The sequence below is a fragment of the Oerskovia sp. Root918 genome, from assembly GCF_001428945.1.
In the GTDB taxonomy this organism is placed as follows: Bacteria; Actinomycetota; Actinomycetes; order Actinomycetales; family Cellulomonadaceae; genus Oerskovia; species Oerskovia enterophila.
In genome coordinates, this window is record NZ_LMJG01000001.1 from 379,608 (window position 1) to 392,168 (window position 12,561).

The 12,561-nt window shown below is 71.2% G+C and carries 10 protein-coding genes, 1 tRNA gene and 1 pseudogene; 6 read left to right on the plus strand and 6 right to left on the minus strand.

Annotated elements, in window-relative coordinates; translation table 11 throughout:
• Positions 1-2 precede the first annotated feature (2 nt).
• Both ASE27_RS01680 and ASE27_RS01685 read right to left on the minus strand, forming a co-directional pair.
• Positions 3-1,142, minus strand: coding sequence for a DUF4331 family protein (locus tag ASE27_RS01680; protein ID WP_056645092.1), 1,140 nt, complete (start codon positions 1,140-1,142; stop codon positions 3-5).
• 1 nt (position 1,143) lies between these two features.
• Positions 1,144-1,674 (minus strand): hypothetical protein, encoded by a 531-nt coding sequence (locus ASE27_RS01685; protein WP_157257337.1) that lies wholly within the window; start codon positions 1,672-1,674, stop codon positions 1,144-1,146.
• A 142-nt stretch (positions 1,675-1,816) separates the two neighbouring features.
• Between ASE27_RS01685 and ASE27_RS01690 the strand changes: the two genes are divergently transcribed.
• The 4 genes and pseudogenes from ASE27_RS01690 (at position 1,817) to ASE27_RS01705 (ending at position 6,622) form a co-directional block, all read left to right on the plus strand.
• Positions 1,817-2,524, plus strand: coding sequence for a GntR family transcriptional regulator (locus ASE27_RS01690; RefSeq protein ID WP_056645097.1), 708 nt, complete (start codon positions 1,817-1,819; stop codon positions 2,522-2,524).
• Positions 2,525-2,642: 118 nt separating this feature from the next.
• Positions 2,643-4,157, plus strand: a pseudogene (locus ASE27_RS01695) (MmgE/PrpD family protein); the annotation flags it as partial.
• Between the two features lie 269 nt (positions 4,158-4,426).
• On the plus strand, positions 4,427-5,332 hold the full coding sequence (gene prpB, locus ASE27_RS01700; RefSeq protein ID WP_056645098.1) for a methylisocitrate lyase: 906 nt from the start codon (positions 4,427-4,429) through the stop codon (positions 5,330-5,332).
• A 99-nt stretch (positions 5,333-5,431) separates the two neighbouring features.
• On the plus strand, positions 5,432-6,622 hold the full coding sequence (locus ASE27_RS01705; RefSeq protein WP_082608387.1) for a bifunctional 2-methylcitrate synthase/citrate synthase: 1,191 nt from the start codon (positions 5,432-5,434) through the stop codon (positions 6,620-6,622).
• A 57-nt stretch (positions 6,623-6,679) separates the two neighbouring features.
• Here the strand turns inward: ASE27_RS01705 and ASE27_RS01710 are convergent, their stop codons facing one another.
• The 4 genes from ASE27_RS01710 to ASE27_RS01725 all read right to left on the minus strand — a co-directional run bounded on the left by ASE27_RS01710 (position 6,680) and on the right by ASE27_RS01725 (position 11,670).
• Positions 6,680-7,918 carry an NAD(P)/FAD-dependent oxidoreductase gene (locus tag ASE27_RS01710; protein ID WP_056645101.1) on the minus strand — a complete coding sequence of 413 codons (1,239 nt, stop codon included), beginning with the start codon at positions 7,916-7,918 and terminating at the stop codon, positions 6,680-6,682.
• Positions 7,919-8,170: 252 nt separating this feature from the next.
• Positions 8,171-8,247: transfer RNA gene (locus ASE27_RS01715), tRNA-Pro, on the minus strand.
• Positions 8,248-8,359: 112 nt separating this feature from the next.
• Complete coding sequence (locus ASE27_RS01720; protein WP_056645103.1) at positions 8,360-9,304, minus strand: metallophosphoesterase; 945 nt, start codon at positions 9,302-9,304, stop codon at positions 8,360-8,362.
• A gap of 11 nt (positions 9,305-9,315) precedes the next feature.
• Entirely contained in the window at positions 9,316-11,670 is a 2,355-nt protein-coding gene (locus tag ASE27_RS01725; RefSeq protein ID WP_056645105.1) for a transglycosylase domain-containing protein, read from the minus strand.
• 222 nt (positions 11,671-11,892) lie between these two features.
• Here ASE27_RS01725 and ASE27_RS20535 point away from each other — a divergent pair, with 222 nt between their 5' ends.
• Positions 11,893-12,057 carry a hypothetical protein gene (locus ASE27_RS20535; RefSeq protein ID WP_191802177.1) on the plus strand — a complete coding sequence of 55 codons (165 nt, stop codon included), beginning with the start codon at positions 11,893-11,895 and terminating at the stop codon, positions 12,055-12,057.
• Positions 12,057-12,533, plus strand: a complete 477-nt coding sequence (locus tag ASE27_RS01735) for a RidA family protein (protein WP_056645109.1) — start codon at positions 12,057-12,059, stop codon at positions 12,531-12,533. The genes ASE27_RS20535 and ASE27_RS01735 overlap by 1 nt, the downstream gene beginning before the upstream one ends.
• Positions 12,534-12,561: the final 28 nt, after the last annotated feature.

Genomic DNA, 12,561 nt, shown 5'->3' on the forward strand with positions numbered 1-12,561 from the left:
GCTCAGTGGTGCTCCGGCTTCTCTGGCGGATGGGGGTTGGGAGCCGAGAGGTACGGGAAGGTCTGCGAGGCCGGCCGGGACGAGCCGTCCACCCCGTCGCGGATGATCGGTCCGTTGCCGGCGTTGATCAGGGTCGTGAAGAACACGTCCATCACGTCGTCGTTGATCGTGCGCCCTCCGCAGGTCGCGTGGGCCCGTCCCCTGCGGGAGGCGAGCTCGATCTCGAGGAACGAACCCTTCTCCTGGTAGGGCTTGGAGAGGTCGATGACCAGGTAGTCGGCGAGCACGAGCTCGGTCAGCGGATGGACGCCGTCGATCGTCGGCCAGTCGGTCTTGCCGTCGAGGCTGTCCCAGAACGCGAGGTTGGCGTCGAGCCGTGCCCGGTAGGCGCCTTCGTAGCCGTGCTGGATGTGGAACGCGTCCTCCATGTTGTAGAGGTCGCGGATCTCGAGGTCCTGATTGACCCGATCGAACTGCATCGGCCCGAGCATCAGGTTCTTCACCTCGGGTCGCCCGACGCGCTCGATCCGGACGTTGAACACGCCGCGCGTCAGGGTCTCGGCGACGACGCCGACCAACGTGGCGCCGCCCAGCAGCGCAGGGTCGATCTCGACGACGAGTCCCAGGACGTTCTTGCCGTCCATGTAGATCGAGCCGCGTTCCGCGAAGGCGAGCTCGCCGATCGCGACGGTCTTCAGCGCCGCGGGGGCGTCGAGGATGAACGGGTCCCAGCGCGCACCGGCGAAGACCCGCACGCCGTGCGCGGAACCGCCGTCCTCGTCGTTGACGCGGAACGACACGGTCTCGCCGGAGGGGGTGGTGCAGGTGCCCTCCTGCTCGAACGGTTGGCCTTCGGCGCTGGTCGGCGGAGAGAAGACGCAGTCGAACACGAACTCCTCGGCGCCGTGCTCCGGGCCTGCGGAGAACGGGGCGTGGTCGCCGGGCACGGCTGCCGTGAGGGGCCGCACCCGGAACCGGTAGATCAGGCCTTCCGAGAGGGCGTCGGAGACCTTGGCGAACGGCAGGGTGTTCATCACGAGAACGAGGTGCCGCGGCCGGGCGGGGCTCGGGAACGCGAAGACGTCGGTGATGTCGGCGATCGAGTTGGCCAACGCCCGCGGGCCCGAGATGTGATCCGACACCTCAGTCTCCGGCCTCGTCGAGGAGCGGCTGGAGTGCCGGGTGCTGCAGCGCGGCCGCGGCATCGGGGTGATCGAGCACCTTCTGGAAGGCCGCGTTCACGCGCTGCGCCTTCAGGATCTCCTTCACCGTGCCGGGGTAGTTGCGTGCGTAGGCGGCGGCACGCTCCTGCGCTCCGAGGACGAACGCCTTCTCGGTGGCGAGGTCCGGCAGGCCGGCGTAGCCCTCGGTGTGCCTGAAGATGAGGTCGAAGAGCGCGAGCGTCGGGCCGGAGTTGAAGAAGTCGTCCATGTAGGCGTCCCAGGGACCGTCGAAGCTCGTGATGAAGGCGAGTCGCGTGTCGTCGTCGAAGAGCACGAATCGTGCCTCGTGAATCGTCTTGATCGCCATGCCGTAGTCACCGGGAAGATACCCCGGGGTCTGTTGCAGGTCGTCGAGCGCGGCCCGGAGCGGTTCGCTCTGGCCGGGCTTGACGTGGAAGAACAGGCTGAACTCACTCGTGGGCCCGATGCTGCGGCCAGCAGTTGTACTCACCTTCGGTTCCTCCTTCGATGAGGTTTCTTCAGCGTTCCACGGCTTCCTGGTGTCCACATCACCCAGATGGAATGAGGCGACCTGAGGCCAGCGGGCACCAGTGTTGTATACAAGTACGCAGGTGCTGTGGCACGATGGCCGCATGCCCAGCGCTCCGACGACGACGTCGCCCCCACCGCGCGACGAGCCCCTCGCCGCCGTCCGCCGACAGTCCGGCGCGCGCGCGGTCTACGACCTCCTGAGGGCCCGGATCATCGATGGCACCCTCGCTGCGGACGCACGTCTCACCGAGCCCGTGCTCTCCTCTCAGCTCGGCGTCAGCCGGACACCCGTCCGCGAGGCGCTGCGTCTCCTCCAGGCCGAGGCACTCGTCGTCGAGCAGCCCACCGGGGGAGTGCGCGTCGCGCCGCTCGCGGTCACCGACCTCCACCGCGTCTACGACGTCCGCTCCCGTCTCGAAGGGCTGCTCGCGCGGGACGCGTGCGAACGCGCACGGCCTGCCGACGTCCAGCACCTCGCTCGCCTCGTCGATCTCATGGACGCCGTGCGTGACCACGAGGACGAGGTGCTGCGCATCGGCTCCCAGTTCCACGGCGAGATCGAGTCGCTCGCCGACAACCGCTGGTGCTCCGCGCTGCTGCGCCAGATCCGCGGGCACGTCGACCGCTACCGTTCGCTGTCTGCGCGCGAACGCGTCGGGACGACCGACCACGTCGACGAGCACCGCGCGGTGGCCCGTGCCATCGCGAGCGGTGACCCGGACGCGGCCGAGCGCTCCATGCGCGAGCACATCGAGCGCAGCGCGGCCATGGCCGCCAAAGCACTGGGCGAGGCGCCACCGCCCGGCTGACGACGCCGCGCGCCTCACCGGCCCCCCGCCGACCGCACCCCCAGCCCGCGCGGCGCCGTCGGGCAGGACGCCCGCCCGACGCACCCCGACGCACCGCACCCGACCACCGGAGGCACCGATGCCCACGACCCACCACCTGCGGACCCACCGCTCGGCGGAGAACCTCGCCCGCACCGATCAGCTCGCGTGGAAGCTCGCCGAGCTCGCGACCGACCCGGTCGAGGTGCCGGAGGAGGCCGTCGAGATGATCGTCAACCGCGTGATCGACAACGCGGCCGTCGCGGCCGCGAGCCTCACGCGCCCGCCCGCCGTCGCGGCCCGCGGGCAGGCCCTCGCGCACCCATACGAGCCCGGTGCGACGGTCTTCGGGACCTCGCTCGCGACCCGCACGAGCCCCGAGTGGGCCGCCTGGGCCAACGGCGTCGCGGTCCGCGAGCTCGACTACCACGACACGTTCCTCGCAGCCGAGTACTCGCACCCGGGTGACAACATCCCGCCGATCCTCGCGGTCGCCCAGCACGCGGGCTGCGACGGCGCGGCGCTCGTGCGCGGCATCGCGACGGGATACGAGATCCAGGTGGACCTGGTGCGAGCCATCAGCCTGCACGCCCACAAGATCGACCACGTCGCGCACCTGGGCCCGTCGGCAGCGGCCGGGATCGGGACCATGCTCGGGCTCGACACCACGACGATCTTCCAGGCGATCGGTCAGGCCCTGCACACCACGACCGCGACGCGGCAGTCTCGCAAGGGGCAGATCTCGACGTGGAAGGCGTACGCGCCGGCCCTCGCGGGCAAGGTCGCGGTCGAGGCGGTGGACCGGGCGATGCGCGGGCAGACCTCGCCCGAGCCGATCTACGAGGGCGAGGACGGCGTCGTCGCGTGGCTGCTCGACGGCCCCGAGGGACGCTACGACGTCGTGCTGCCGTCGCCCGGCGAGCCCAAGACCGCGATCCTCGACACGTACACCAAGGAGCACTCGGCGGAGTACCAGTCGCAGGCGCTCATCGACCTGGCGCGCGCGCTGCACGCCGAGCACCCGTGGCTCGCCGACCCTGACAACATCGTCGGCATCACCATCCACACGAGCCACCACACGCACTACGTGATCGGCTCGGGCGCGAACGACCCGCAGAAGTACGACCCGAAGGCCTCGCGCGAGACGCTCGACCACTCCATCCCGTACATCTTCGCGGTCGCGCTCCAGGACGGCGGGTGGCACCACGTCGACTCGTACACGCCCGAGCGCGCCGGCCGCGCCGACACCGTCGCGCTGTGGGGCAAGGTCACCACGGCCGAGGACCCCGAGTGGACGCGCCGCTACCACTCGGTCGACCCGGCCGAGAAGGCGTTCGGTGGTCGCGTCGAGATCGAGCTGGCCGACGGCGGGCGGATCGTCCGCGAGATCGCCGTCGCCGACGCGCACCCGCTCGGCGCACGCCCGTTCGCCCGCGCGCAGTACGTCGCCAAGTTCCGGCTGCTCGCGGACGGCGTGCTCGAGCCCGCCGAGATCGAGCGCTTCCTCGACCTCGCGCAGCGCCTCCCGTCGCTCACGCCTGCCGAGGTGCGCGAGCTCTCGATCGTCGCGCGGCCCGGGCTGCTGGACGCGGTCCCGGTGCCCACGGGCATCTTCGAGCTGGGTCGTCCCTCGCAGGGCGCGGCAGGCGGCGAGCCCGACGGCGGAGCGCACCCAGGCGCGTCCGGCACCCCGGGAACGGGGCGCGCGGGCGGAGGGCCGGCCGGGAGCGGGCCCGGGGACGGCTCGGCCTCCTGGACCATGCGCGACGTGACCGACGAGGATCCCGACGCTGCCGACGCTGCCGACGCTGCCGGCTCTGCTGGTTCTGCCGGCTCTGCCGACGCTGCCGGCTCTGCCGACCCGACCACCGCAGGAGGCAACTGATGCTGTACTCGCACGTGACGCCGTCGGACAAGCGGGCCGCGCTGCGCGCCCGGCTCGCCGCCGGTGAGCTGCTCCAGCTCCCCGGTGCGTTCAACCCGCTCTCGGCGCGGCTGATCGAGGACAAGGGCTTCGACGGGGTGTACATCTCGGGGGCCGTGATCTCCGCGGACCTCGGGCTGCCGGACATCGGTCTCACGACCCTCACCGAGGTCGCGACGCGTGCGGGTCAGATCGCGCGCATGACGAACCTGCCCGCGATCGTCGACGCAGACACGGGGTTCGGCGAGCCCATGAACGTCGCGCGGACCATCCAGACGCTCGAGGACGCGGGCGTCGCGGGCTGCCACATCGAGGACCAGGTCAACCCCAAGCGGTGCGGCCACCTCGACGGCAAGGCGACCGTCGACCTCGAGACCGCGACCAAGCGGATCCGCGCGGCGGTCGACGCCCGGCGCGACCCGAACTTCCTCGTCATGGCGCGCACCGACGTCCGGGCGAGCCTCGACGGAGCAGCGGGCCTCGCGACTGCGATCGACCGGGCCAAGGCGCTCGTCGACGCGGGAGCCGACGCGATCTTCCCCGAGGCCATGCGCGACCTCGCCGAGTTCGAGGCCGTGGCCTCCGCGGTCGACGTGCCCGTGCTCGCCAACATGACCGAGTTCGGCAAGTCCGAGCTGTTCACGCGAGACCAGCTCGCGTCCGTCGGCGTGCAGATCGTCATCTATCCCGTGACCCTCCTGCGTAGCGCGATGGGGGCCGCGGAGCGCACGCTGGACGTGATCCGGGAGACCGGGACGCAGGACGGGGTGGTCGGCGAGATGCAGACGCGCGCGCGGCTGTACGAGCTGGTGGACTATGCCGGCTACAACCACTTCGACACCGAGATCTTCACCTACCGGCCGTAGGGCGGTCGGGGTGCCCGGGCCGGCGAGGACTGGGGTCCTCGCCGGCCCGGGCGACCCGGTACTGCAGCACATGACCCCGCATCACGAAGGAGTGAGCACATGACCACCAGCACCCCCGCGCAGGTCCCCGACGGCACCGAGGCCCGCGCGACCGCCCCGGGCACGGCGTCCCCGGCCCCGGAGATCCGCAAGGGCCTCGCGGGCGTCGTCGTCGACACGACCGCCGTGTCCAAGGTCAACCCCGACACGAACTCGCTGCTGTACCGGGGCTACCCCGTCCAGGAGCTCGCGGCCCGCAAGAGCTTCGAGGAGGTCGCCTACCTGCTGTGGCACGGCGAGCTGCCGACGCCCGAGCAGCTCGCCGAGCAGACCGCCGTCGAACGGGAGAACCGGGCGCTGCCGGGTGAGGTCCGCAACGCGATCCTCGAGCTCCCCACGAGCTGCCACCCCATGGACGTGTGCCGCACCGCCGTCTCGGTCATGGGCGCGCACGACCCGAGCGCCGAGGACTCGTCCCCCGAGGCCGAGCACGCCAAGGCCCTGCGGCTGTGGGCCATGATGCCCGCGGTCGTGGCCCTCGACCAGCGACGCCGGCGCGGCCAGCAGATCGTCGACCCCGACGAGGACCTGGGCTACGCCGAGAACTTCCTCCACATGACGTTCGGCGAGGTGCCCGACGCGTGCGTCGTGCGTGCCTTCGAGGTCTCGATGGTCCTGTACGCCGAGCACTCGTTCAACGCCTCGACGTTCACGGCCCGCGTCATCACCTCGACCCTCTCGGACCTGCACTCGGCCGTCACGGGGGCGATCGGCGCGCTCAAGGGCCCCTTGCACGGTGGGGCCAACGAGGCCGTCATGGCGACGTTCGCCGAGATCGGGACCGCCGACCGGGCAGCCTCCTGGCTCGACGAGGCCCTGGCCGGCAAGCGCAAGATCATGGGGTTCGGCCACCGCGTCTACAAGAGCGGCGACTCGCGCGTGCCCACCATGAAGAAGACGCTCGACGACCTGGTCGCGCACCTCGGGACCGACGAGGCGACCGCGCTCGACGATCTGTACGACGCGCTCGAGGCCGCGATGACCGAGCGCAAGGGCATCCTGCCGAACCTCGACTACCCGACGGGCCCCGCCTACCACCTCATGGGGTTCGACACCCCGACGTTCACGCCGCTGTTCGTCGCCGCGCGAGTCGTGGGCTGGACTGCGCACGTCGTCGAGCAGCGCGCCGCGAACGCCCTCATCCGGCCGCTCAGCCAGTACGTGGGGCAGGCGCAGCGCGCGGTGCCGTAGGGGGGCCGGATCCCGGCTCGGCCTGGCCGGGCTGAGGGGGCCGGTGCGCCCGGTCGGTCAGGTGCGGAACACCCTGAGCGCGTCCCGGTCGACCGGCCCCTCGGCCCGGACGATCTCCTCGACCCGCTCCATCTGCTCCCAGGTGTTGACGGCCATCCCGGCCTGGACGCGGTCGTCCGCGACCCAGAACGCGACGAGCTCGCTGTCCTCGAGCGACCCGCTCACGACGACCTCGGTCTCGGCCGGGTCCTCGACGAACCCCAGGTACTCCATGCCCACGTCGTACTGGTCGGAGAAGAAGCCCGGGAGCTTGTCGTAGGGCTCGCGCGAGCCCAGCACGGCGCGTGCGGCATGGGGCCCGGTCTCGAGGGCCACGGACCAGTGCTCGACGCGCAGCGGACGGCCGTAGCGCTGCGAGGGGACGCTCGCGATGTCCCCCGCAGCCCACACGTCTGGGGCGGACGTGCGCAGGGTCGCGTCGACCGCGAGCCCGCCACCGAGCGACCGGTCGCGCAGCGTGATGCCCGCGGCCTCGGCGAACCCGACGTTGGGCGTGACGCCCACGCCGACCACGACGACGTCGGCCGCGACGTGCGTCCCGTCCTCGACGTCCACGCCCGTCACCCGCCCCTCGCTGCCGGTGATCCCCACGACCTGGGCGTTGCGGTGCAGGTGCACCCCGTGGTCCGCGTGGACCTTGCCGTACATCTCGCCGAGCAGCGGGCCCAGGACCCTGCCGAGGGGATGCACCGAGCGGCCGACGACCGTGACGTCGAGGCCCATGGTGCGGGCCGAGGCCGCGACCTCCATCCCGATCCAGCCGTCTCCCACGACCGCGAGCCGTCCCGCCCCCTCGCGGGCCGACGCCTCGAGCGTCGCGGCCAGCAGGTCGGCGTGCTCGATCGTGCGCAGGTAGTGGACACCCTGGAGGTCGGCGCCGGGGACGGCGAACGAGCGGGGCGTCGAGCCCGTCGCGAGGAGCAGGCGCGAGTAGGGCAGGACGGTGCCGTCGATCAGGGTCAGGGCGTGGCCGGCGACGTCGATCGCCGCTGCCCGCGTGGCCGTCCTCAGGTCGACGTGGTGGTCGGCGTACCAGTCCTCGGGCAGCGGGAACAGCACGTCGCGCTCGGCTTCGCCGCGCAGGTAGTCCTTGGAGAGCGGTGGCCGTTCGTAGGGCCGATGGGGCTCGCTCGAGACGACCACGAGGTCGCCGTCGTACCCCTCGGCGCGCAGCGTCTCGGTGGCCTTCGCGGCGGCCAGCCCACCTCCGACGACGACGATCGGCTCCTCGGCCATGACGACTCCTCCGGTGCGTGGTGCGGGGGCCCTCAGCGTGTTCAGCGCCCTGCCCAGGACGACGGCTCCTCGCGAGGACGGGACCGTTTCATCGTGTCACCCGAGCGGTCCGGGCGCAGCGGGGGCGGCGAGGGTGACCGGCTGGGCGCCGGATGGCCGTCACCCTCGGCGGACGGGCTCGTCACCGTCGGCGGGCGCAGGGATGCGGGAACGACGAAGGCCCGGAGTCCAGTGGACTCCGGGCCTTCGTGCTGGTCGGGGTGACAGGATTCGAACCTGCGACCTCGTCGTCCCGAACGACGCGCGCTACCAAGCTGCGCCACACCCCGATTGCTCCTCTTGCGTCAGATCGGTCAGGGGTCCTCGAAAGGTCCCGCCAAACCTGCGCGCTGGAGCCTGCCTAGAATAGCGGACGTTTGCCCCTGGGACGAAACCGCTGCCTCAGCGTGCGGTCAGCGTCACGATCGTGGCCTCCGGGCGGCACGCGAATCGGAACGGTGCGTAGGGCGACGTGCCTGCTCCGGCCGAGACGTTGAGCCAGGTCGAGTCCTCGCCGCCGGGGGCGTCGGGGCGGGCTCCGGGCCAGCCGTGCAGGCCCTTGGCCCGCCCGCGGTCCAGGTCGCAGTTGGTCACGAGCGCTCCGTAGAAGGGGACGCAGAGCTGGCCGCCGTGCGTGTGGCCGGCGAGGATGACGTCGGCGCCGTCGTCGTGCATCTGGTCGAGGACGCGCACATAAGGCGCGTGCACCACGCCCATCCGCAGGCCCGACGGCGCAGCGGCCGTCCCGGAGCCGCCCGCCGCCCGCTCGGGTGCGGCCGGGAAGACGTCGCGGTCGAGGTGCGGGTCGTCGACGCCCACCAGGTCGATGTGCAGACCGCCGACGTCGACCGCGTCACGACGGTTGGTGAGGTCGATCCACCCGGCCGCGGACATCGCGGCAGCAAGCTCAGGGGCAGGGAGCTTGGGAGGGTCGATCTTGTGGAAGATCCGCGCGTCCGGCAGGAGGTAGCGCGCCGGGTTCTTGGGCGAGGGGGCGTAGTAGTCGTTCGACCCCATGACGAAGGCACCTGGCGCGCTGCTCAGGAGCGGCTCGAGCGCGTACAGGAGCGGCTCGAGCGAGTCGAGGTGCGCCATGTTGTCGCCCGTGTCGACCACGAAGTCGGGGCGCAGCGCGGCGAGCGACCGGACCCACTCGATCTTGCGCTCCTGGCTGGGCGTGAGATGCAGGTCCGAGAAGTGCAGGACCCGCAGGTCGGCGTGCCCCGGCGGGAGCACAGGGACGGTGACCTCACGCAGCGTGAAGAGCTTGGTCTCGACGTGGGCGTAGGCGAGCCCCCCGGCACCGACCGCGGCGAGAGCGCCGAGACCGACCAGTGCGGGGTGCACGCGGGACCGGGTCAGTCCTGCTCCTCAGGAGGCGTGGCGCCGTCGCCGTTCCCACCACCGTTGTTGCCCGAGCCGTTGCCACCGTTCCCGGACCCGTTGCCCTGGCCACCGCCGTTGTTGCCGGACCCGTTGCCGCCAGTGTTCCCACCACCGTTGTTGCCCGAGCCGGTCCCGCCGTTCCCGGACCCGTTGCCCTCTCCGGTCGTGCCGCCGTCGGTCTTGGGCGGTGCCTGGACCTTGCCGAGGAGCTTGGGGTCCGGACCCGGGAACTCGACGACCGGCGCACCGTCGAGCGCTGCCGTCATGTAGTTCTTCCACATGGGGGCCGCCAGGTCGGAGCCGAACCACCACTGCTTGCCCACGCCGTTGATGTAGAAGCGACCACGTCCGTTGCTGCGCATCTGGACGTCCGTCTCGGCGTTGCCGATCCAGACGGCCGTGGCGAGCTGGGGCGTGTAGCCCACGAACCAGTTGTGCGTGTTGAGCTGGGCGGTCCCGGTCTTGCCCGCGCTCGGCCGGTCGGCGAGCTGGGAGTTCTTGCCCGAACCCTGCGTCATGACGCCCTGCAGCGCGTACGTGACGGTGTTGGCGACCGCCGGGTCCAGGGCGTTCGGGTTGCAGTTCGCCGAGGGGACCTCGAGCTCCTTGCCGTTCGGGTCGACGACGCTCGTGATCGCGACGGGCTCGCAGTACGTGCCACCGCTCGCGAACGTGGCGAACGCGGCAGCCATCTGGAGCGGCGAGGAGTTCTGGGTACCGATGATCATGGAGGGACGGACGTCCACCTCGCCCTTGTCCTTGGTGAGCGACGGAGCGAAACCCACGGACTTCGCGGTGCTGGCCACCGCACAGAGGTCGAGCTTGCTCGCCATGTCGGCGTACGCGGTGTTGACCGAGTTGGCCGTCGCCGCCAGGACGGTCATGCTGCCCTTGCCCTGGCCGTCCGAGTTGTTAGGGTTCCACTTCTCGCCGACGTTGAGCTTGGTGCACGACGACGTGAAGTCACGCCCCACGTTCCACTCGCGCCGGTTCGCGTTGACCGTCTCGTTGAGGGTGTGCCCTGCGTTCAGCCACTCGGCGAGCAGGAAGGGCTTCCACGTCGAGCCGGGGGAGAACCCGCGCGACGAGCCGTGAGCCTGGTCCGCGCTGTAGTTCTGGGCCGTGGTGCCCGGAGCGGCCTCGAGCGACGCGTCGTAGGGCCGGTTCTGGGCCATCGCGAGGATCTTGCCCGTGCCGGGCTCGACCGTCACGAGCGCGTTCTCGATGCCGCTGGGGTCGGACGCGGGGATCGCCGACGTGACCTCGTCCTCGGCGGCGGTCTGCAGGCGGGGGTCGAGCGTCGTGGTGATGTCCAGGCCGCCGCGGTAGAGCAGACCTTCACGGTCCTTCTGCGTCTCCCCGAAGATGGGGTCCGACAGGATGACCTTGGTGACGTAGTCGCAGAAGAACGCGGAACCGTTGGCAGCCTGGCACCCGGCCGAGATGGGCTGGACGTTGAGCGTGTCGGGCAGCGGGGTCGCGACGGCCTCGTCGTGCTCCTGCTGGGTGATGAAGGCCTGCTCCAGCATGCGGCCGAGCACGAGGTTCCGACGCTTCTCGGACTCGGCCGGGTTGGCCAACGGGTCGTACTTGCCCGGTGCGTTGGTCACGCCGGCGATGGTCGCGGCCTGGACGATGCTGAGGTCGGCGGCGTGCGTGCCGAAGTACTGTCTGGCCGCGGTCTCGACGCCGTAGACCCGGATGCCGAACTGTGCGATGTTCAGGTAGCCCTGGAGGATCTCGTCCTTGGTCATGCGCTTCTCGAGCGAGATGGCGAGCTTGGCCTCGCGGGCCTTGCGCTCGATCGAGCTCTCCTTGACGGCCTCGACCGCGATGGGGTCCTCGGCCCGCACTGCCTGCTCGATCAGGACGTTCTTCACGTACTGCTGGGTCAGGCTCGAACCGCCCTGCTTTGAGCCACCCGTGGCGTTGTTGATGGCGGCGCGCGTGGTGCCCTCGATGTCGACCCCGCCGTGCTCGTAGAAGCGCTTGTCCTCAGTCGCGACCACGGCGTTGCGCATGTGCTCCGAGACCTCGTCGAGGGGTACCACGATGCGGTTCTCGATGTAGAAGGTCGCGAGGAGCGTCGTCCCGTCGTTGGCGAAGACGCGCGACTGCTCCGACAGAGGGCCGGGCTCGAGCTCGTCGGGGAGCTCGTCGAAGATCTGGACGGTGCTGTCGGTGAGCTGGCTCGCGCCGGCCGCGATCGGGATCAGCAGACCCGCCCCGAGGACTCCGCCGACCCCCGAGACGAGGACGAACGCCAGCAGCAGGGCGATGAGCTGATAGGCGTTGACTTGTCGACGGGGACGCGCAGGGGAGGCCATGGCCCAAGCCTACGGGAGGGCACCGACGCTCCCCGGGCGTTCTCGCCCCTGCCCGGTGTGCGGGTTGTGTAAGCATCCGCGGGCCAGGATGCGGAGCACCCGTGACCGCAGAACCGCTCGGCCCCGGGCCCCGGCGCGCCCCCGCAGGACCCCGGGATGCGCGGTCGCGACGAACGTCACGACGCGCTGACCGGACCGGCGATCCCCGCTACGCTCGGTCGCATGGCAACCACCTGGGAGTACGCGACCATCCCCCTCATCATCCACAACACCAAGGCTGTCCTCGACCAGTGGGGCTCCGACGGCTGGGAGCTCGTCCAGGTCGTCACGGGCCCCGACGGCAACGGGCTCGTGGCCTACCTCAAGCGCCCGACCGGCGGGCAGTAGTGGCGACGAGCATCGCGGCGCGCCTCGCGGAGCTGGGCATCACCCTGCCCGACGTCGCCGCGCCCGTCGCCGCGTACGTCCCTGCCGTGCGCACGGGACGGTACGTCTACACCTCGGGCCAGCTGCCGTTCGTCGGCGGCGCGCTCCAGGTGACCGGCAAGGTGGGTGACGGCGACGGCCTCGTCGCCGCGGCCGACGCCGCGGTGCTCGCCCGCACGTGCGCGCTCAACGCGCTCGCTGCCGTGCACGCGCTCGTCGGCAACCTCGACCAGGTGACCAGGGTCGTCAAGGTCGTGGGCTTCGTCGCGAGCGACCCGTCGTTCACGGGGCAGCCGGGAGTCGTCAACGGCGCGAGCCAGGTGCTCGGCGAGATCTTCGGCGAGGCGGGCGTGCACGCGCGCAGCGCGGTCGGCGTCGCGGTGCTCCCGCTGGACTCGCCGGTCGAGGTCGAGCTGGTCGTGGAGCTCGCGGACTGACCGGTCCTCCCGAGCGCGCAGCACGGGT

Excerpts from the sequence above, each read along its gene's own strand:
- ASE27_RS01690 (WP_056645097.1), top strand. The coding sequence starts at position 1,817 with ATGCCCAGCGCTCCGACGACGACGTCGCCCCCACCGCGCGACGAGCCC.
- prpB (WP_056645098.1), top strand. The coding sequence starts at position 4,427 with ATGCTGTACTCGCACGTGACGCCGTCGGACAAGCGGGCCGCGCTGCGC.
- ASE27_RS01705 (WP_082608387.1), top strand. The coding sequence starts at position 5,432 with ATGACCACCAGCACCCCCGCGCAGGTCCCCGACGGCACCGAGGCCCGC.
- ASE27_RS01710 (WP_056645101.1), bottom strand. The coding sequence starts at position 7,918 with ATGGCCGAGGAGCCGATCGTCGTCGTCGGAGGTGGGCTGGCCGCCGCG.
- ASE27_RS01725 (WP_056645105.1), bottom strand. The coding sequence starts at position 11,670 with ATGGCCTCCCCTGCGCGTCCCCGTCGACAAGTCAACGCCTATCAGCTC.
- ASE27_RS20535 (WP_191802177.1), top strand. The coding sequence starts at position 11,893 with ATGGCAACCACCTGGGAGTACGCGACCATCCCCCTCATCATCCACAAC.